Origin of the sequence: Pseudobutyrivibrio sp. 49 (genome assembly GCF_900100545.1) — a bacterium.
In the GTDB taxonomy this organism is placed as follows: domain Bacteria; phylum Bacillota; class Clostridia; order Lachnospirales; family Lachnospiraceae; genus Pseudobutyrivibrio.
In genome coordinates this window covers 21,762-43,129 of record NZ_FNDP01000012.1, presented here as the reverse complement: position 1 = coordinate 43,129, position 21,368 = coordinate 21,762, and the positions used below count along the sequence as shown (strand labels likewise).

General features: G+C 41.0%; 17 protein-coding genes. 3 read left to right on the top strand and 14 right to left on the bottom strand.

Annotated elements, in window-relative coordinates; all coding sequences use genetic code 11:
- Positions 1 to 45: 45 nt before the first annotated feature.
- On the bottom strand, positions 46 to 2,433 hold the full coding sequence (locus BLP54_RS10795; protein WP_090169523.1) for a ribonucleoside triphosphate reductase: 2,388 nt from the start codon (positions 2,431 to 2,433) through the stop codon (positions 46 to 48).
- Between the two features lie 301 nt (positions 2,434 to 2,734).
- Positions 2,735 to 3,688 (bottom strand): tetratricopeptide repeat protein, encoded by a 954-nt coding sequence (locus BLP54_RS10790; RefSeq protein WP_090169521.1) that lies wholly within the window; start codon positions 3,686 to 3,688, stop codon positions 2,735 to 2,737.
- A 177-nt stretch (positions 3,689 to 3,865) separates the two neighbouring features.
- Here BLP54_RS10790 and BLP54_RS10785 point away from each other — a divergent pair, with 177 nt between their 5' ends.
- Positions 3,866 to 5,140 carry an HlyC/CorC family transporter gene (locus BLP54_RS10785; RefSeq protein WP_090169519.1) on the top strand — a complete coding sequence of 425 codons (1,275 nt, stop codon included), beginning with the start codon at positions 3,866 to 3,868 and terminating at the stop codon, positions 5,138 to 5,140.
- On the opposite strand, the gene BLP54_RS10780 is transcribed toward BLP54_RS10785, so the two are convergent.
- The 3 genes from BLP54_RS10780 to BLP54_RS10770 form a co-directional block, all read right to left on the bottom strand.
- A complete protein-coding gene (locus BLP54_RS10780) occupies positions 5,103 to 5,813 on the bottom strand; it encodes a hypothetical protein (RefSeq protein ID WP_090169517.1) in 711 nt (236 codons plus the stop codon). The two genes, BLP54_RS10785 and BLP54_RS10780, sit on opposite strands and share 38 nt — an antisense overlap.
- A gap of 111 nt (positions 5,814 to 5,924) precedes the next feature.
- A complete protein-coding gene (locus BLP54_RS10775; protein WP_090169515.1) occupies positions 5,925 to 6,446 on the bottom strand; it encodes a peptidylprolyl isomerase in 522 nt (173 codons plus the stop codon).
- Positions 6,447 to 6,561: 115 nt separating this feature from the next.
- A complete protein-coding gene (locus tag BLP54_RS10770; RefSeq protein WP_090169513.1) occupies positions 6,562 to 7,425 on the bottom strand; it encodes an Mrp/NBP35 family ATP-binding protein in 864 nt (287 codons plus the stop codon).
- Positions 7,426 to 7,875: 450 nt separating this feature from the next.
- Between BLP54_RS10770 and BLP54_RS10765 the strand changes: the two genes are divergently transcribed.
- Positions 7,876 to 8,661, top strand: a complete 786-nt coding sequence (locus BLP54_RS10765) for a threonine/serine exporter family protein (RefSeq protein WP_090169511.1) — start codon at positions 7,876 to 7,878, stop codon at positions 8,659 to 8,661.
- Positions 8,651 to 9,106 carry a threonine/serine exporter family protein gene (locus tag BLP54_RS10760; protein ID WP_090169509.1) on the top strand — a complete coding sequence of 152 codons (456 nt, stop codon included), beginning with the start codon at positions 8,651 to 8,653 and terminating at the stop codon, positions 9,104 to 9,106. The genes BLP54_RS10765 and BLP54_RS10760 overlap by 11 nt, the downstream gene beginning before the upstream one ends.
- Here BLP54_RS10760 and BLP54_RS10755 read toward each other — a convergent pair.
- The 9 genes from BLP54_RS10755 to BLP54_RS10715 form a co-directional block, all read right to left on the bottom strand.
- Positions 9,072 to 10,826, bottom strand: coding sequence for a glycoside hydrolase family 2 protein (locus tag BLP54_RS10755; RefSeq protein WP_090169507.1), 1,755 nt, complete (start codon positions 10,824 to 10,826; stop codon positions 9,072 to 9,074). The two genes, BLP54_RS10760 and BLP54_RS10755, sit on opposite strands and share 35 nt — an antisense overlap.
- Before the next feature lie 11 nt (positions 10,827 to 10,837).
- Positions 10,838 to 12,199, bottom strand: coding sequence for an MATE family efflux transporter (locus tag BLP54_RS10750; protein WP_090169505.1), 1,362 nt, complete (start codon positions 12,197 to 12,199; stop codon positions 10,838 to 10,840).
- Between the two features lie 211 nt (positions 12,200 to 12,410).
- Complete coding sequence (locus BLP54_RS10745) at positions 12,411 to 13,457, bottom strand: electron transfer flavoprotein subunit alpha/FixB family protein (protein WP_072918639.1); 1,047 nt, start codon at positions 13,455 to 13,457, stop codon at positions 12,411 to 12,413.
- Between the two features lie 18 nt (positions 13,458 to 13,475).
- Positions 13,476 to 14,258 carry an electron transfer flavoprotein subunit beta/FixA family protein gene (locus BLP54_RS10740; RefSeq protein WP_028246262.1) on the bottom strand — a complete coding sequence of 261 codons (783 nt, stop codon included), beginning with the start codon at positions 14,256 to 14,258 and terminating at the stop codon, positions 13,476 to 13,478.
- Between the two features lie 39 nt (positions 14,259 to 14,297).
- On the bottom strand, positions 14,298 to 15,467 hold the full coding sequence (locus BLP54_RS10735) for an acyl-CoA dehydrogenase (protein ID WP_072918642.1): 1,170 nt from the start codon (positions 15,465 to 15,467) through the stop codon (positions 14,298 to 14,300).
- Between the two features lie 23 nt (positions 15,468 to 15,490).
- Positions 15,491 to 16,363, bottom strand: a complete 873-nt coding sequence (locus BLP54_RS10730) for a 3-hydroxyacyl-CoA dehydrogenase NAD-binding domain-containing protein (protein ID WP_090163742.1) — start codon at positions 16,361 to 16,363, stop codon at positions 15,491 to 15,493.
- A 41-nt stretch (positions 16,364 to 16,404) separates the two neighbouring features.
- Entirely contained in the window at positions 16,405 to 17,607 is a 1,203-nt protein-coding gene (locus tag BLP54_RS10725; RefSeq protein ID WP_090169503.1) for an acetyl-CoA C-acetyltransferase, read from the bottom strand.
- Positions 17,608 to 18,027: 420 nt separating this feature from the next.
- Complete coding sequence (locus BLP54_RS10720; RefSeq protein ID WP_090169501.1) at positions 18,028 to 19,029, bottom strand: glycoside hydrolase family protein; 1,002 nt, start codon at positions 19,027 to 19,029, stop codon at positions 18,028 to 18,030.
- Positions 19,030 to 19,264: 235 nt separating this feature from the next.
- Positions 19,265 to 21,184, bottom strand: coding sequence for an HAD family hydrolase (locus tag BLP54_RS10715; RefSeq protein ID WP_176754538.1), 1,920 nt, complete (start codon positions 21,182 to 21,184; stop codon positions 19,265 to 19,267).
- Between the last annotated feature and the right edge of the window lie 184 nt (positions 21,185 to 21,368).

The following is a 21,368-nucleotide window of genomic DNA, read 5'->3' as shown; positions in this document are numbered from 1 at the left end:
TAGCATTATAGCCACATCTCCTGTGTATTATCTCGATTTTATTGACTAATTTTCATCAACATACTTCTGGATGTTGCTTGCATTAGCATATCTCTTAACGTCATCTCCGTTAACAACTACAAGTGTAGGTGCCTGCATAACGCCATACTTCTTTGTAAGATCCTGTTGCTCTTCAGCATCTACAAGGATGTACTCCTCGTCCTCAAGAATCTCCTTTGCACGTGCACAGTTTGGACATGTCTTTGTAGTGAAGAGATACTTAACACCTGTCTTTGGCTCCTCTGATACAATCTCAAGATTAACCTTAGGCATTTCCTTTGCTACGCGCTCCTGATACTGCTCTCCTGCACGACGGCATACAGAACCTGCGATATCGTAAAGCTTACGATTCTTGAACTCCTGTGTCTTACCTTCGTTCCAGTTCTGTACTGGACGGTAGTAGCCTGTGATACGGCTGTATACCTCTGCTGGCTTTCCGCAGTGTGGGCATGTGTAGTGCTCGCCAGAGATGTAGCCATGCTCCTTACATACTGAGTATGTAGGTGACAAGGTGTAATAAGGTAATCTGTAGTTCTCAGCAATCTTGCGAACAAGGTTTGCTGCTGACTCCCATGTAGGAAGCTTCTCGCCAAGGAAAGCGTGGAATACAGTACCTGATGTATAAAGTGTCTGAAGCTCATCCTGAACCTCAAGAGCATCAAAGATATCTGATGTATATTCTACTGGCATGTGTGAGCTGTTTGTATAGAATGGTGTATCGCCTTCCTTACCAGCTGTGATAATGTCTGGGAACTGCTCACGGTCATGCTTTGCAAAACGGTATGTAGTAGACTCTGCTGGAGTAGCCTCAAGATTGTAAAGGTCTCCGTACATCTCCTGATAATCAGAGAGACGCTCACGCATGTGATTAAGAACATCCTTTGCAAACTGCTGTGTCTTCTCGCTAGTCATATCTGCACGAAGCCAGTTAGCATTAAGACCTACTTCATTCATACCGATAAGACCGATTGTAGAAAAGTGATTGTTAAATGTACCAAGGTATCTCTTTGTGTAAGGATATAATCCCTCATCAAGAAGCTTTGTGATAACACCACGCTTAATCTTAAGTGAACGAGCGCTGATGTCCATAAGCTTATCAAGGCGAGCATAGAAATCTGCCTCATCCTTTGCCTGATATGCAATACGAGGAAGGTTGATTGTAACAACACCTACTGAACCTGTGCTTTCGCCTGAACCGAAGAATCCACCTGACTTCTTGCGAAGCTCACGAAGATCAAGACGGAGACGGCAGCACATAGAACGAACATCGCTTGGCTCCATATCTGAATTAATATAATTGCTGAAGTATGGTGTACCATACTTAGCTGTCATTTCGAATAATAATCTATTGTTCTCTGTATCTGACCAATCAAAATCACGAGTAATAGAATATGTAGGAATAGGATACTGGAAGCCACGTCCATTAGCATCACCCTCAATCATAATCTCAAGGAATGCCTTGTTGACCATATCCATTTCCTTCTTGCAGTCCTTGTATTTGAAGTCCTGCTCCTTGCCACCTACGATAGCTGGAAGCTCTGCAAGATCGTTTGGTACTGTCCAATCTAAAGTGATGTTTGAGAATGGAGCCTGTGTACCCCAACGTGAAGGTGTGTTTACACCATATATAAATGCCTCAAGGCACTTCTTAACTTCTTCATATGAAAGATTATCAGTCTTAACAAATGGCGCAAGGTAAGTATCAAATGAAGAGAAAGCCTGTGCTCCTGCCCATTCATTCTGCATGATACCAAGGAAGTTTACCATCTGATTGCAAAGTACTGAAAGGTGCTTTGCAGGAGCTGATGTAATCTTTCCTGTGATGCCACCAAGGCCTTCCTGTATAAGCTGCTTTAATGACCAGCCTGCACAGTAGCCTGTAAGCATCGAAAGATCATGAATGTGAATATCTGCACTACGGTGAGCATTGGCGATTTCCTCATCATAAATCTCTGAAAGCCAGTAATTAGCTGTAATAGCACCAGAGTTAGATAAAATGAGACCACCTACAGAATATGTAACTGTAGAGTTCTCTTTTACACGCCAGTCTTCTACCTTAACATAGCTATCCACAACGTTCTTGTAATCGAGAACGGTAGACTTCATGTTACGCATCTTTTCGCGCTGCTTTCTATATAGAATGTAAGCCTTTGCAACGTCAGTATATCCAGTCTGCTCTAATACGTTCTCAACAGAGTCCTGGATATCCTCAACAGAAATCTTGCCAGATTTGATTTTACTCTGGAAATCTGCTGAAACACGAAGTGATAGTAAGCCAATTATATCGTCGTTGTATTCCTTCCCAGTAGCCTCAAATGCCTTTGCGATGGCATCATTAATCTTGCCTAAATTAAATTCTGCAATTTCCCCATCTCTTTTTACAACTTCAAACAATTCTTCTCACCAATATTCCTTTCTCATATTAAAATCTCCCCTAAAAGGACTCCCCAATGAACCTGTCCGATGTCCTAACTAAAGCGTTCTTCCAAGGTTTTCTCGACTGATTATAGTTTACAAAATATAGGGTGGTGGGTCAATGATTAAACCCATATATAGTGTTTTTCGTCATAATTACCTAAAATTGATTTTGAGTTTTGATAATTTTCTAAGTAGAATCACGATTCAACACACACAATATTTAGTATTTAAACACAAAAAAGACACACCACATATTGTAGTGCGTCTTTTCAGAAAATTACCTGGTTTGTAAGAACACTAACTCTTTTGCTGCCTCCTCATCGTTAGGATAAGACTCAAGATATTGTGTTATAACCTCTTTTGCTTCATCAAATCTGTATAGCTTTTCAAGGGCTGCTGCCTTGCCTTTCATGAGCTGAGGCATATTGCCGATGGAATCGAGACTCAACCCAGCGTCATAATAACCCAGCGCATTGTCATAATTGCCACTGGATAATTCAATATCTCCAAGTGTCCCCAGAGCATCGCTTGTTACCTGATCGGATTCTGCATATTCTTCCAAAAGATCCTGGGCTGAAACATAATCCCCAGTGTCCTGATAAATCTTGGCAAGATAAAGCTTTGCATCTATTACATCCTTCTCGATGGCTTCCTTCAGAAGCTTCTCCGCCTCCGCTGTCTGCCCAAGCATGTAATAAATTCTACCCTTAAAGTATTTTGCTTCAGGAGATTTATCTGTGACCTCTAAAGCATTGTTCAAATAGGCAAGTCCCTGATTTGTATATCCCAAAGCATTAAGGTTTTCATAAATCTCTATGTAAAGTAAGTAGTTCTTCTCATCTATGGCTACTGCAGCATCATAATCTTTGATAGCCTGACCAATCTCTCCCTCGCTGGCATATATGCTGCCCCTTAAGAAATATGGCTTATAGTTTTTCTCATCATATTTAATAAGGTATGAATATGTAGTGGCTGCATCCTCAAACTGTCCATTCTTAAACTGGGCTGCTGCCTTAAAATAATCTACATCCAGCTCCAGGTCTGTCACCGTTCCAATGGAACACCCCAAGGCCTCATCAAAAAGTGCAATGGCATCTTCATATCTACCCTCATCCATGGCTGCTATGCCCTGGTCTCTAAGCTCAATCTCTTTTTGATTGTACCTACTGCATCCAGCAAAACCGGCTGTTGCAGCTATAGCTAATGCTAATATAAGCAGTTTTTTCTTCATAAACTCTTCTTCTCTCTAAAAAAATCTAATAATAACTTTAAAGCAATTTAAGAGAAAATACTATACTAAATATGCATTAAATTCAGTTCATGTAAATTTCCCCACTTCTATCCTTATGTGTTATAATATGTCGCAAATAGAGATATTATCTTTGTGTTTTAAGGAGGATTTTTACATTTGGATGTTCACTTGTTAATTAAGTTGATAATTCTTTTTATTCTTTTGGGCTTGTCTGGGTTCTTTTCATCAGCAGAAACAGCTCTGACAACAGTAAATAAAATTAAGATTAAGACCATGGCTGATGATGGAGACAAAAAAGCTTCTAGAGTGTTAAACGTTATTAACCGTCCCAAAAAGATGCTTTCTGCCATCCTTATTGGGAATAATATAGTTAATCTGTCAGCGTCATCACTTGCTACCACTCTTGCAATTCAAATTTTTGGCAACTATGGTGCTGGAATTGCCACAGGAATTCTTACTCTATTGATATTAATTTTTGGTGAGATTACTCCTAAGTCTCTGGCTACATTAAATTCCACTAAGCTGAGCCTCAGATATGCACCTGCAGTAGGCGGTCTCATGTGGATACTCACTCCTGTGATTGCCATCGTTAATTTCCTTGCTGGTCTTTTTATCCGGCTCTTTGGCATTGACCCAGATTTCAAGGATGAGACCATCACTGAAGAAGAAATCCGTACCATGGTAGATGTAAGCCATGAAAGTGGCGCCATTGAACAGGATGAGCGCACCATGATTCACAAGGTGTTTGATTTCTCAGATGCATGTGCCAAGGAGGTTATGATTCCTCGAATCGACATGACAATGGTGGATGCTGATATCACTTATGATGAGCTGATGGCCGTATTCAAAGAGGATATGTATACACGTATTCCTGTCTGCGAGCCAGATACCGATAAGGTTCTGGGTATCATCAACATGAAGGATTTTCTTGGGGTTGGCCCTTCAGATAACTTCTCTGTAAGAGATTATCTGAGAGATACCTACTTCACCTATGAAATGAAAAACGTATCAGACCTCTTCGATGAAATGCGTGAAGAATCCGCTTCACTTTCTATCGTATTAGATGAATACGGCGAGCTTTCTGGCATGATTACACTTGAAGATTTGCTGGAGGAAATCGTAGGCGAAATCCGTGATGAATATGATGAAGATGAGGAAGATCCTCTTGTTAGAATCAGCGACAGAGAATATCAGGTGCTGGGCTCTATGAATCTAGAAGATTTATGCCAGCTGATTCCACTGGGCTTTACAAGTGATGATTACGATACCATCGGCGGCTACATAGTAGGTGCTTTCGACCATTTCCCTAATGTGGGTGAGACCTATGTTTCCGAGGATGGCACCATCATCCGTGTGCTTGCAGTAGAAAAAAAGCGAATCACAAAGCTTCGCATCAAGCTACCTGCCCAAGCCACCCAGACACAACAGTAAATATATTGATTATGAGACCCATTCCACTTGCCAGATGATACAGTCCCTGTATTCCTCTGGATGGCGATTGGGTCTTTTCATTTTCAAGAATAATAAAGAAAACCACACCAAGGGTGTTTACAATTGCAAATATCCACAAACTCAAATCCGTTCTCAACCAGCTATATAGATGATAATTCACCAGCATGAAAGCGCAAATCTCAAGAGTACCTCTAATCTTTCTTTGTCTCCTTAGACGCAGTGTCTCCTGATAATCTTCCTCCCACTGGTCTGTCAAATCAATGAAATATTGAATAATATCATCTGGAATCGAAGGCAGTGGTCTGCTTCTGTTTTGCGCTTCCCTTTTTATCAGAAACCCATGCAGAATCTTCATTGGATCACACCCGATTTTTCTATTAATATAATCCAGACCTTTGACATTTGGCATATTCATTGCCCTAAGCATAATTTTTCTCATTGGCTCATTACCAACAAAGAAATAGTATAGCTCCTTAATGATTTCTCCCGAGGTTTTACCGCTTTGAGCCATTAATATAAACTGCCTTAAATAAATCATCTTAACTGAATGCTTTCTTTTTTCTTTAAGACTTCCCATAAGAGCAAAAACAATAGCCAACACTCCAGCTACCGCCCATACCGTGCAGCATAAAAAAATAGTATTAAATTTCATATTTCTCCTGTGAAACACAGTCGAATGACTTATAGAATATAAAACGAAAAAAACGACACGCCAAAAGCGTGCCGTTATAATACCATGATATTTTATAAATTGCAAATAGAATTATACTGTCTCTGGCTCTGGATACTCAACACCGAAAGTCTCAACTGTAACCTTCTTCATCTTCTGCTCCTCTGTTGGGCGATCTGACCAATCTGTAGGAACCTCTGCAATCTTATTAACAACATCCATACCCTCGATAACCTTACCGAATGCAGCGTACTCGCCATCAAGATGTGGGCTTGTCTTGTGCATGATGAAGAACTGGCTTCCTGCTGAATCAGGAATCATTGTACGTGCCATTGAAAGAACACCTGGCTCGTGCTTAAGGTCATTCTTGAAACCATTATTTGAGAACTCACCCTTGATAGAGTAGCCTGGGCCACCCATTCCTGTCCCGTCTGGATCTCCACCCTGAAGCATAAAGCCATTGATAACTCTGTGGAAGATTACACCATCATAGAAGTTGTGGTTGATAAGGCTGATAAAGTTATTAACTGTGTTTGGAGCGATCTCAGGATAAAGCTCAGCTTTCATGATATCGCCATTTTCCATCTCAATTGTAACTACTGGATTCTGTGCCATTTTTCTCTCTCCTTTAATCCGCTGGTCACGGCTACAAGCCTTAGTATTTCTCCGCTCATCTAACACGATTCGCTTGAGAAATCTAAGAGCTTGTTTCCTACCAGCTCATCTAAATTTATAATTTCTCTAATATCTCTTTCGCACTAACGAGGTACTCGTTTTCTACGTCAAAGATACGACCTGCATCAGCTGCTGTAGCAAATGCTCTATCCATTGGAAGCTTTCCAATAACTGGGATATTAAGACCAGCAGCAACCTCATCGATATGACTCTCACCGAAGATTTCAATCTTCTTTCCGCAGTCTGGACACTTGATGTAAGAGTAATTCTCTACAAGACCAAGAACTGGGATATGCATCATATCAGCCATGTTGTAAGCCTTCTTTACAATCATCTGTACAAGCTCCTGTGGGCTTGTAACGATAACGATACCGTCTACTGGAAGTGACTGGAAGCAAGTAAGTGGAACATCACCTGTTCCTGGTGGCATATCTACGAAGAGATAATCAAGCTCGCCCCATGCTACGTCTGTCCAGAACTGCTTTACAACACCTGCGATAACAGGACCTCTCCATACTACTGGAGACTCCTCATCATCAAGGATAAGGTTTACTGACATAATCTTTGTGCCATCCTCAGCAATCTCAGGAAGCATCTCGCCCTCTGCGCTTGCTGCTGCAGGACCATGAACACCAAACATCTTTGGAATAGATGGACCAGTGATATCGGCATCAAGGATACCTACCTTATAGCCAGCACGTGCCATAACACCTGCAAGTGATGATGTGATGAGTGACTTACCAACGCCACCCTTACCTGAAACTACACCGATTACATGCTTAATATTTGAATTAGCATTTGGTGCCTCAAGAAAAGCTGTATTTCTAACTCCAGCCTTTGCTGCCTCTGCTGATGGGCATCCTTCACAGGAGCCACGTGAGCAGCTGCTTGCTGAAGAACATGAACTATTCTCTGCCATTATTAGACCTCCTACTTTGTATTACTTATTATATATTTACATATCTTATATGAAAAATATCCGCAGAATAGTATAACATAATCGTTTCGAATTTTGCGTATATTTATTGATACATCTTTTTACTGGTATATTAATATCCCTGACTAATCAGCAGTTGTTTTTTGATTCAACTGAAAGTGTCAGTTATCCACATTATCCACAATTATGTTTTCTGAATTGAGGACAAGTTCAATCATGTGCGCAAATAAGTGTTAAATATCTGAATCTTCTGTCTCCTGAATCTAGAAACCACAAGGTCTCAGCAATCTTTTCAACCCAAGTGAGTCATAAATCAACGAACAAATTTTTCCCACAAAGTTATCCACAATCGTTAAATTTATCCACCGGTGTTGAAAAAAAAACAAATTTCATACATAATCATTTTGAGAAATAATTTCTAAGGGAGACACTATGACAGATACACAAAAAGTCTTATCCTTTGCCGTTGAATTAGGAGATATTCTCCTGCGAAATGGCGCAGAGGTTTACAGGGTAGAGGACAGTGTCCTTGCCATTTTAAATTCATATGATATTACTGACTGTGACGTTTACGTTCTCAGTAATGGAATTTTCGCCAGTGCAGATGAGGTGACAGAGCATGCCAGCTCAATGATTCGTCATGTACCTATGTACCCTATGCACTTAGCAAGAATTGCAGCGCTTAACAGTCTTTGCAGAGAAGTTTGTGCAAAGAACATTTCTATAGAAGATGCCTGGGTAAAGCTTGCGGAATACAAAAAACTTCCTGGCTATAATCTTCCTGTAATGATACTTGCAACAGGAATCGGCTGCGGTGGCTTCGCATACCTTTTTGGAGGTACTGCATTAGACGGAGTTATCGCTACAATTGTTGGATGTCTACTTCGCATATTCCTTCATTTTGAAGCAGGAATGAACAATTCCAAAACCGTCACTAATGTTCTTGGAAGTATAGTTATTTCTGTATTGGCCTTTGCCTTTGCTTTTACAGGACTTCCTATCCATTCCGATAAGATTATCATTGGCGGAATCATGCCGCTTGTTCCTGGTATTCCACTTACAAACAGTATCAGAGACTTCATTAATAGCGATTATCTTTCAGGCTCAATAAGATTAATTGACGCCCTCCTCACTGCCTTCTGTATCGCAGTTGGCGTAGGTATTGTTATCACAATAGTTCAGATTTGCGGAGGAGGTGCCTTCTTATATGTACGTTAATTATATTATTGAATTTGTAGTCGCCATGGTGGCAACGGTTGCCTTTGCCATCGTCTTCTCGGCTCCTCGTTCTGAGCTTTGGTATTGTGGTATTTCAGGTGCCATCGGTTGGATTTTCTATTCAATTATTTCCAACGCACTTGGCGCTCCTACTCTTGGAAATGTTGTTGGTTCTTTAGCCCTTACCTTCTTTTCAAGAGCTATTGCCTCAAAAAGAAAGAATCCTGTCACCGTTTACCTTATATCAGGAATTTTCCCATTGGTACCCGGCGCAGGAATCTACTATACTTCATTCTATTTAATCATGAATGACATGAACAACTTCAGTCAGTCAGGTCTGTCTACACTTAAGACAGCTGGTGCTATCGTAATGGGAATCATTCTTGGAATGGCATTCCCACAAAGCTGGTTTAATACAGTTTTTGCACCTTCCGATCGTAAGTAATGAGGCCGTTGACCTCATCCTCTATATCGGTGGCCTGAGTAAACACAGCACCTGCAAGTCCCTCAAATTCGAGGGACTTTATTTTTGCCATCAATTCGTTGTAGGCATCCTGCAAATCCTTCTGATGACTATATTTCTTATAACCGTATACTACATCTCTGGTCACATGATTTCCCACCTTAAGTGAGAAACCTCCATATTCTGATATAACATAAGGTCGCTGACCAAGCTTTACCTTAAGCTCTTCGAAGTATTTATGTTCAGAGAAAACATCTCCGCATCCCTCATGGAACCAGCCTGAGGCAGCATCTATAGGTCTTGTATCATCAAATTTCAACGCGAATTTCAGACAATCATTAGCATCAAACTGACCCCAGCCTTCATTAAAAAGGCACCACTGTCCCAGGGATGGAACATTTCTCAGCTGCTCCATAATTTCTCTGCATTCTTTATGCCAAACTTCCTTGGATTTTGCTGTATTTCGCCCTGTAAATCTCAAGAAAAGTCGATTTTTATCCTTTGTATTTCCAAATGGACGCACCACTGTAGGAATATTGCAAATCATGTTCATATCGTACTTTGTACCGCCATTTACAATATCCTGCCACACTATCATTCCAAGTCTGTCACAGTGGAAATACCAACGCATAGGCTCCACCTTGCAATGCTTACGAATCATATTAAAACCAAGCCCCTTAATGGTCTCGATATCATAAATCATTGCATCATCGCTAGGTGGCGTCATGAGACTCTCTGGATAATATCCCTGGTCCAAAACTCCATTCATAAATAATGGCTTGTGATTCAAACTTAGACGTGGAATAGCCTTATCATCTTTCTCTACTCCAAAATGCCTCATAGCAAAATAAGTAGAAAAACTATCTTTACCATAGTGTACATTTATGAAATAAAGCTGCGGATCTTCCGGTGTCCAAAGCTTATAATCGTTTAGTTCAATTCTCACAAGCAGTTTGTCATCGCTTATCTTATCTACGCTAAACTCTTTTATTAAATCAGGATTTGATGTATCTATCTTCACCTGTCCCTTCATCTCTGAAACCTTAAGCTCCAGTGTGAGTCTGTCGTTATCGATATCTGGCGTAATGAGAATCTTGCTGACGTAAGCATCAGGCACCCATTCCATCCATACTGTCTGCCAGATTCCACTCTGGGCGCTGTACCACATTCCGCATGGCTCAAGGCTCTGTTTTCCACGGGCATAACCCACCTTATCTGTATAATCACGAACCTTTACCTTCAGCTCATTATCTCCCTCCACCACATAATCAGTAATGTCAAAGGTAAAGGAGGTATACCCTCCCTCATGTATGCCAAGATTTATACCATTAAGAAATACCTGAGCCACCTGATCAACGGCTCCAAAATGAATCAGAAGATGTTTATTATTCTTTATCTTATCAATATCAAAAACCTTGGTATACTCAAGAGTCTCTTCTGGAAGAAGGATATGCCTCTCTGTCCCTGAAAGCCTTGTTTCAGGAGAAAATGGAACCTCTATAGGACCGGCACATACCACCTGCCCTTTGCCATCTATAATGCGATAATCCCACTGACCGTTCAGATTTATATAGGATTTACGCTGCATCTGAGGGCGCGGATATTCCTGCAGACCTGTATATTTAAAGTCTGTGGAAAGCTCATATCTTTTGGCGTTTTTATCCGGCTTTGCGATAGCGGAAAGCATTTCCTTCCAATACATGTAAAAACCTCCTAAATTCGAATTTCCGAATTCTTCTTCTGTACCCACTTCTTATACAGGATTGTAAGGCAGATGCTGTGGACTGTCAGAGTCAGTAGCCAGCTACCAGGGTATGAGAAGAACAAAACATTTTGTGTGTGATGAACCTGGAAATATGTGGCTATCCAAATGAGTCTTGTGACACAAGCTCCAAGCAATGAGACTATCATAGGTAATGTGGAATTGCCCAAGCCGCGGAGTCCGCCTGTAAGTGTATCCATGACTCCACAAAGAAAATATGGGCAGCAAACCCAGAATAGACGAAGTGTACCAGCAGCTATGGCATCTGCGCTGTCCGTATAAACCCCTAAAAGCGGCCCTGAGAAACCATATGCCAAATTGCCCATAATTAATCCAACTACAGTAACTATTCCCAAGCTTTCAAATATAACCTTTTTAACTCTCTTTTCATCTCCAGCACCATAGTTTTGACCTACAAAGGTAACTGTGGTCTGAGAAACTGAGTTCATTGAAATATATACAAATCCTTCTATGCTCGCTGCGGCAGATGAACCTGCGATAACAGCAGTACCAAAGGAATTTATAGCAGACTGAATCACAACATTAGATAATGAGAACACCGTGCCCTGAATTCCGGCAGGTAGCCCAATTCTTATAATACGATTTAATATTCTCTTATCTATGCTAACCTTAGAAAATTCAAGCTTCAAGGCGTCCTCCTGCTTTTTAAAGAAGCCCACAAGCATGATGCACGATATATAGTTTGATGTAACTGTAGCAATAGCAACACCTGCCACACCAAGCTTAAACGCAATAACTAAAACAAGATTAAATAAAACATTTATCACGCCTGCTATAGTAAGGAAGATAAGTGGATGCTTAGTATCTCCTGCTGAACGAAGAATTGCCGCAAGAAAGTTATAAAGCATTATAGCTGGCATAGCTAGGAAATAAATTCGAACATAGAGAGTCGCCAGAGACATTACATCAGCTGGTGAGCCCATAATGGTAAGCATTGGCTTTGCACCAAACAAACCAATAAATATAAGAACAACACCACAAATTAACGAAAAAGCAGTGCTGGTATGAACTGTTTTCTTTACATCGTCATAATGTCCCGCACCAAAAAACTGGGCTGCGCAAACATTAGCGCCAACAGACATACCTATAAACAGGTTTGTCATGAGATTTATTAAAGAATTAGTAGAGCCTACAGCTGCAAGACTGGCTTCGCCCGCAAAACGGCCCACAACAATTACATCAGCTGCATTAAAAAGGAGCTGCAACACACCTGACAAAATAATAGGGATAGTAAAGATAATTAATTTGCCCAAGAGAGGGCCATGAGTCATATCGATTTTTGAACTGTTCATATGTTGATTTTACCACTTATAAATACTAAAGGCGAGTCCAATGGACCCGCCTCTAAAAAAATTAAAGAAAGAAATTATAGGAAAAATCTAATCTTTGTTAAGAATAGATATTGCCCCTTTTTTTAAGAGACAATCCCATTTTAAGTTCACCTTCGGTGAAGGGATTGTCGGGGTTCACGATTTTTCTTCGTAAACTCGATAAATCGTGAAATTAGTTCTGAGCAGCGAGCTCAGCCTTAAGAGCCTCTGTAAGAGCTGGAACAATCTTGTTAAGATCTCCTACGATACCGTAATCAGCTACATCAAAGATAGGAGCTGTCTCATCCTTGTTGATAGCGATGATGATATCAGACTCTTCCATACCTGCTGTATGCTGGATAGCACCAGAGATACCGATTGCAAAGTATACGTTAGGACGTACAGTCTTACCTGTCTGACCTACCTGAAGATCCTTTGGCTTCCAGCCTGAATCTACAACGGCACGTGAGCAAGATACTGTTCCACCAAGAACCTCTGCAAGATCCTCAAGGAGCTTGAAGTTCTCTGGAGAACCAACACCACGACCACCAGATACAAGGATCTTAGCATCCATGATATCTACTGTGTTTGTAACGTTCTTAACGATGTTAAGGATCTCAACGAATCTGTTGTTCTCCTTAAGCTCTGGCTTGAAGTTGATAACCTCAGCCTTTCTACCAGCCTCCTTAGGAAGCTTCTGCATAACACCTGGACGAACTGTAGCCATCTGTGGACGGTTGTCTGGGCAAGCGATTGTAGCGATTGTGTTACCACCGAATGCTGGACGAGTCATAAGAAGCTGATTGTGCTTCTGCTCCTGTCCTTCCTTAGCTACGAGTGGGAAATCACCAATCTCAAGTGATGTACAGTCAGCTGTAAGACCTGTCTTAACTCTAGCTGAAACTGTAGGACCAAGATCACGACCGATTGCTGTTGCACCAACGAGCATGATCTCTGGCTTGTACTCATTAATATAAGCTGTAAGAGCCTGTGCGTATGGCTCTGTACGATATGTTTCAAGTGCTGGATCGTCAATAAGAACAACCTTGTCTGCACCGTACTCGCCAAGCTTATCTGCAAGACCTGCGATATCCTTACCAAGTACAACTGCTGTAACGTCTGTTCCTAAATCTGCTGCAAGCTCATGTGCCTTGCCGATAAGTTCGAAGGCAATTGAGCTAAGTTTATTATCAACCTGCTGAGCGAATATAGCTACGCCCTTGTATTCTTCTAATGACATTCTTTTTGCCTCCTCTTATTAAATTACATGCTTCTCTTTAAGCTTGTTCATGATATACTCTACTGACTCCTTAGGGTCAAGAGCTACCTTCTCGCCAGCTCCCTTACGAACCTTGTCAGAAGCCTTAGCGATCTTTGTTGGAGAACCAGCAAGACCGATGTTAGCATCATCAAGATCTGTAAGATCATCACGGCCCCATACAGTAACTTCCTTGTCATATGCATCAAAGATGCCGCCTGGAGTCATGTAACGTGGCTCATTTAACTCTGAAAGTGCAGTAATAAGACATGGCATCTGAGCCTTTACTTCATGATATCTGTCTTCATACTGACGCTTAACAATTACGCTGTTGCCTTCAACCTTGATATCCTCTGCATAAGAGATAACTGGAAGTGCAAGGTGCTCAGCGATCTGTGGACCAACCTGAGCTGTATCACCATCGATAGCCTGACGACCTGTGATAATGAGGTCATAATCAAGCTTCTTAACTGCTGCTGCAACTGTTGAAGATGTAGCCCAAGTATCAGCACCACCAAGGCGTCTATCTGTAACAAGAACTGCCTCATCAGCACCCATAGCAAGTGCTTCGCGGAGCATATCATCAGCCTTTGGAAGTCCCATTGTAAGAACTGTAACCTTTGCGCCTGTCTCATCCTTAATTCTAAGAGCAGCCTCAAGACCTGCCTTATCATCTGGATTCATAATTGCGAGCATTGATGCTCTATCAAGAGTTCCATCTGGGTTAAACTTTACGCCGCCCTTTGTGTCAGGAACCTGTTTAATACATACTACGATATTCATGTATTTAATCTCCTTTTATTTACACGATAATAAACAATCTTATTTAAGCATAGCGCCAGAGATAACAAGTCTCTGAACCTCAGATGTACCTTCGTAGATTTCTGTGATCTTAGCATCACGCATCATACGCTCAACATCGTACTCTCTTGTATAACCATAACCACCGTGAAGCTGTACAGCCTTTGTAGTAACAGCCATAGCTGCCTCAGCTGCGAAAAGCTTAGCCTCAGCTGCCTCGATAGAGTAGCTTGTCTTGTGATCCTGTGTGTAAACGTCCTTTGTGCAAGCAGCGTTGTATACAAGATACTTAGCAGCATCCATACGAGCCTTCATATCAGCAAGCTGGAATGCTGTGTTCTGGAATGCAGCGATTGGACGACCAAACTGCTTTCTTTCCTTTACGAACTCGATTGTTGCATCGATTGAACCTTCGCCAATACCAAGTGCCTGAGCAGCGATACCAATACGTCCACCATCAAGTGTGTGCATAGCGATACCAAAGCCCTTGCCTCTTGCGCCGAGGAGGTTCTCCTTTGGAATACGGCAATCCTGGAAGATAAGCTCGTATGTAGAAGAAGCACGGATACCCATCTTCTTCTCCTTTGTACCGAATGTAAATCCAGGTGTATCCTTCTCAACGATGAAAGCTGAGAACTTCTTAGACTTACGTCCCTTAGCATCCTCAACGATATCTGTTACAGCGAATACGATGTAAACATCAGCTTCCTTACCGTTTGTGATGAAGCACTTAGAACCGTTAAGTACCCAAGAATCTCCATCTTCGTCAGCTCTACACTGAGCGCCCTGTGCATCTGTACCAGCACCTGGCTCTGTAAGTGCAAAAGCACCAAGCTTCTTACCACTTGCAAGTGGTACTAAGTACTTCTGCTTCTGCTCCTCTGTACCGTATGTGAGGATAGGATCGCAGCAAAGTGATGTATGTGCAGAAACGATAACACCTGTTGTACCGCAAACCTTTGAAAGCTCCTCTACGCACATAACGTATGTAAGAACGTCACAGCCCTGTCCGCCGTACTCCTTTGGAATTGGAATACCCATGAAACCGTACTTCATCATCTTCTCTACGTTTTCACGTGGGAACTGCTCTGTCTCATCAATTTCCTGAGCCATTGGCTTAACTTCGTTCTGAGCGAACTCTCTGAACAACTGTCTAGCCATCTCATGCTTCTTATCTAATGTAAAATCCATGATCTGAATCTCCTTTTTTTTAATTACTGTGCATCTACTGCTGTCTTAGTACGATCTGCGTTGTATACGTAGAATCCCTTACCAGACTTGCATCCAAGGTTACCACCACGAACCATCTTACGAAGAAGTGGGCAAGCACGATACTTGCTGTCACCTGTCTCGTTGTAAAGAACGTCCATGATTGCAAGGCAGATATCAAGACCGATGAAATCACCGAGCTCAAGTGGTCCCATTGGGTGGTTAGCACCGAGCTTCATAGCAGCATCGATACCAGCGATATCAGAAACACCTTCCATCTTGATGAAAGCAGCTTCGTTGATCATTGGGATAAGGATACGGTTTACTACGAAACCAGCAGCCTCGTTAACCTGTACAGGAGTCTTTCCGATCTCCTCAGAAATCTTCTTGATAGCATCTACTGTCTCAGCAGGTGTGTTAACACCAGCGATAACCTCAACAAGCTTCATTCTGTCAGCTGGGTTGAAGAAGTGCATACCAATCATTGGACGGTTAAGACCGTTACCAATCTCTGTGATTGAAAGTGAAGATGTGTTTGAAGCGAAGATGCACTCTGGCTTAGCAATTTCATCAAGCTCCTTGAATGTTGTCTTCTTAACTTCCATATTCTCGAAAGCAGCCTCAACGATAAGGTCACAATCCTTGCAAAGGTTCTCCTTGAGACCTGGTGTGATCTTAGCGAGGATAGCATCTACTGCTGCCTGCTCCATCTTTCCTTTTTCAACAAGTCTTGCATAACCCTTAGCAATCTTGTCTTTTCCGCCTTCAGCCCACTCCTGCTTAATATCGCAAAGAGCTACTTCATAGCCATCAACCTGAGCGAATGCCTTAGCAATGCCCTGGCCCATTGTACCTGCGCCAATTACGCCTACCTTCATTTTAATGTCCTCCGTATATTTAAAATTAAATACTTTCTAAATTAACCTTCATACTTCTCGATAATAGTAGCACATCCCATACCACCACCGATGCAAAGAGTAGCAAGACCCTTCTTGTACTCTGGGTTGTGAATCATATCGTAAATAAGAGTTACAAGGATACGAGCACCTGAAGCTCCAACTGGATGTCCAAGAGCGATAGCACCACCGTTTGGATTGAGCTTGTTAAGATCGAAGCCAAGCTCCTTACCAACTGCTACAGACTGTGCTGCAAATGCCTCGTTAGCCTCATATACATCAAGATCATTGATTGTAAGACCAGCCTTAGCAAGAGCCTTCTTTGTTGCTGGAACAGGACCAACACCCATGATCTCTGGAGCGCATCCGCCAAGAGCACCAGCTACGAATGTAACGAGTGGCTTAACACCAAGCTCCTTAGCCTTCTCCTCAGACATAACTACGAGTGCAGCTGCACCATCGTTGATACCTGAAGCATTACCAGCTGTAACAACTCCGTCTGGATAAAGAGCCTTAAGCTTAGCAAGACCTTCGATTGTTGTACCAGGTCTTGGGCCTTCGTCTGTATCGAATACGATTGTTTCCTTCTTCTTCTTGATTTCTACAGGAACAATCTCATCCTTGAATGCACCAGCTTCGATAGCTGCGCAAGCCTTGTTCTGAGAGTTAACAGCGAACTCATCAAGCTCTTCTCTTGTAAGCTTCCACTGCTCAGCTACGTTATCAGCTGTCTTAATCATATGGTAATCATTGTATGCATCCCAAAGAGCATCCTTTACCATTGTATCTACTAAAGCACCCTGGCTGTTTGATGGCCATGTCATTCTATAACCATAACGACCATTTGGAAGTGCGAATGGAGCTAATGACATGTTCTCCATACCACCTGCTACTACTACGTCTGCATCACCTGCAATAATCATCTGTGCTGCCTGGTTAACACAGTTAAGACCAGAACCACAAACAACGTTTGTTGTAACTGCTGTTACTTCATTTGGAAGACCAGCCTTTAATGTAGCCTGACGAGCAACGTTCTGTCCAAGACCTGCCTGGATAACGCAACCCATGTATACGTGATCTACGTCCTCTGGCTTGATACCAGCTCTCTTAACTGCTTCCTTAATTACGATAGCACCTAAGTCTGCTGCTGGAGTGTTGCTAAGTGATCCGCCCATTGTACCAATGGCTGTTCTACATGCGCTAGCAATAACTACTTTTTTTTCCATGTTTTTCTTTCTCCTTTTTAAGAAATACTTTTTGTTTGTTTTCGGTCGATTGCGGGCATTACTTTTAAATATCTCAGCTCCTTTTATTACCAGCTTGTGCATTTTGTACAATTTAGCACTGCTCAAACTGTTAATTTTTTAACGAGCTCGGACAAAAAAAATAAACCTCAATACGCCGTCGATGGTAAAATCTTATCATATGTGAGACACATTTTCAAATAAAAATTTTCACAGAATAATCACAGAATAAGTTATTTTCAGAATATATCAATTCTATTCGTTCAATTCTCACACTCCGCTCGTTAAATAATTATCAAAAAACCTTGATTTTACGCAAAAATGGAAACCGCAGTATATATCTACGGTTTCCAAATTGTGTCTATACGTATGAAAATTTACGTTAAATTCTTAACAAGCCATTTAAAAGGCCACCGCCGTAAATCTGTAAGTAAACAGATTTTGGCTCCAGGTTCCTATCTCATCTGCTGTTGATACATATAATACCCTTGCTGCCAGTCTTCCCGAACCATCTCTAGAGAAGCAGCCATTGTGATTACGTCCATGACCGGTAGTCTCTGCTCCAATCAATGCTATTCTATCCCATGCCAAGCTATCTAGTGATTCGAAGGTTCCATTCCATGGCGCCATATAAACTGATTGTGTTCCAGATATAAAGTTCAAAGCTCCACCAGGGAAAGGATGTGTGTCACAGGTCATATATAATGCATCATCTGTAAAGGCAAAATCAGCGTTGCTTATAAAGTCATAGCTGCATGTAATCTGTTTCTTTCCAAGATGCTGTACATTTCCTAAATCAGTGCAGTCTAGTTGTTCTACAAAGGTTGTGGTCTGGGATACAGTTCCGCTGGTATAGAACAGATAAATTATACCGTTATAGTTTATCAACGATGGCTGACCTACGCCCCAGTGTCCATCTCTGATAGCTTCTACTACACGTCCAGTTTTACGCCAGCTTGCCAGATTATTTGATACTGCAAAGCCAATTTCATTAGCGGTGCAATCATATGTGGCACAGCCTAAATATGCCATCAAATACTTATACGGTTTTCCCATATAAATAAAGTTACCTTCTACAACAGAGGGATCGCATACCTGCACAGAATCCCACGAACCTGCCGTGGTAGACATGACTTTAGTTTCATTAAAGCATATGCCATCCTTTACCTCTCCGGGCGTCGCCTGATTAGAACAATACAGTACCTGTCCGTTTATGCTGGTTGGACAATACTTGTAAATTCCCTGCATTGCCAAAGGCACAGCATCTTCCTTGATACTAAGTAAATAGGATGAATCAAGATAGCTTTTAATGGCTCCCACCGCACTAAAAATAATAATACTTGCAATGAGAGTACCGCCTAATAATGAGCGTAAATTTTTCTTTTTAAATAGCTTATTCCACATAACCTGTTCCTCCCAAACTACAGGGGGATAAATAATAGTTCTTTTACAAAGAATAGCATGTGAAATAGCTTAAAAACGGAAGTTCACAGTAGTTATACCAAAGATTAACCTTCTATTAATAAATATTTAACAGAACTTTCAGAAACGAAAATTTTCTGTTGCTTTCCTACCGATTTAGTATCATTTATATAAAAAACACCATGTGTCCGATTTGACACACGGTGTTGATAAATTTTTATACGACATTTGGTTCCAATTTAAATTTATCTCGTATAGTTTTAAGATATACTTCTTTGTTTCCAGATGCAGCAATTAATGGTGAATATGCATCTCTACCGCTGATTCTATACAGCTGTTTATATAGACCATTCTCTGGTGAACCAAAGGAGGCAAGGTAGTCTTTACAAAAATCAAAGATTCCCTGTTGGGTTTCTTTTATGCCATCAAGATTATCATCGTAATCTCCAAAATCATAACCTATCGAACCATTCTCCAACAATTTAAAGCCCTTAAATTGCTTTGTAGGAGAGCCAAGAATTAATTCCCAGAAAACGTTATACTCCTTTGACGGATCATGCTTTTTCAACAGGTCACGATTAAAGCTCTGAGAATATAGATAAGCGTTCATTACGCCTGTTTGAAGGAAGGTTTCTGTCTGATAAGGTTCAGCATTATGAACCGTGTTGGTACCCGCAATCATGCCTACGATGTCGCAAGGAATATCCCACTTTTCGCGGCACAAACGGCGAATAGCTATGGCACCACTGCCTGCCCAGCCTATATCCACAAGAAGTGCCCTTTGTGAGCCAGAAAGCATCTTCTCATAGTATCTTCTTGCAGCCTTGTCTCTTTGCTGATAAAGAGCAATGATTCTGTTGGCATTCTCTTCAAGGAATACTCTTACAACTTCCACATTTTTAACTGTAAGCTCATCATCAAGGTGAAGTTTAATCTTTCTTCCTTCTTTGCCAATCAGGTCTACTTTTCTATTACCGATGGTATAGCCTTCAATTTTATCAGCCAAAGAATCCAATTCCATGGAAGATAATATTTCAGAAAGCTTATAATCCTGATTTACCTTGTGGTAAAGGAATCGACGGAAATAATCATTTTTATCCAAATCAAAAGTAAGGATAGTGGCTGCTTTTCTTGACCAATAAGCATACTCCAACTTCCCTGCTTTCTTTTCTTCTGGATACATCATTTCGTATACCTGCATTAAGGTATCTCCATCACGTGATAAAAAAAGAAGCTTGTCGATGTTGTAAAGCTTTGCATATTCATGAATATGAGAGCAATAGCCCATGGCAAAAAGTCCACCATAAATATATCCGTATTCGTACTCCATAGAAGCGGCCTTTTCATCCGTCGCAGAATAGATGCGATTATTTACAATACCTCTGTAAGCTCCGCCTATAATAGGTGACATATCAAAGGTCCTGTATAGTAAGGTCGATCTGTTTACATTTGGATAATACAGAGTTTTGAAGCCACTCTTCTGGGCCATCTTTATATCACTGTGAGTGTTATCGCCCACATGGATATAAGACAAATCCTCGCCCATCTTTTTCTTAACCACTTCATAAAGACGTCCGTCACTTTTGCTCTTATGATATTCGTTGGAAATGAAAATATTCTCGTATCCGGAATAACCATTTTTCTCAAGCATCTTGATAAGGAAATCCTTGGTCAAATACATATCCGAAGTAATAACGATTCGCTTTCCCATTTCTTGAAGGCGCTTAAAAACTTTAAGCATAAATGGATTAGCGTAGCAAAGATCATATTCCAGCTCTTCTTCGATGGCCTTTCCTCTAGCTGCATCCAAACCAGTAATATCGTACATACGATTCCAGATGTCATTTATATCAATCTCATAATCAACGTACTTCTTTTGCTTTTTCAGTTTATCTGCTCTGATTATCCTTGCCTCATATTCAGCACGCGCTCTAAGATCTTTGAAGTTGAGGAAATCTAATCTGCAGCCAATCAAATAAAACAAATCTGCTGGTTCAGAAAAAGGTCTGAATATCAAAGTGTCAAAAATATCAAAGGAAATCACATCATACCCTGAAAGCTTTTCCACAAAACTTTCGACGGTTATATATGGAAATTCCTTCTTGAAATGTCCCATCTCAGAAGTCTTATATTCCACATTTTTGTACTCATAGGTCTTGGTCTTATCATCTTTCCCAAGGAAATGCATAAATAAAAAGTAATATGCAAAATTTAGCCAAAGGAGATAAAAGTAAGACAACAATTTAACCAGTCCAGTCGAGTTGTCATGGAAGGCATGATATCGATTTTTGATACCAATATGTTTATTGACTAATGCATTA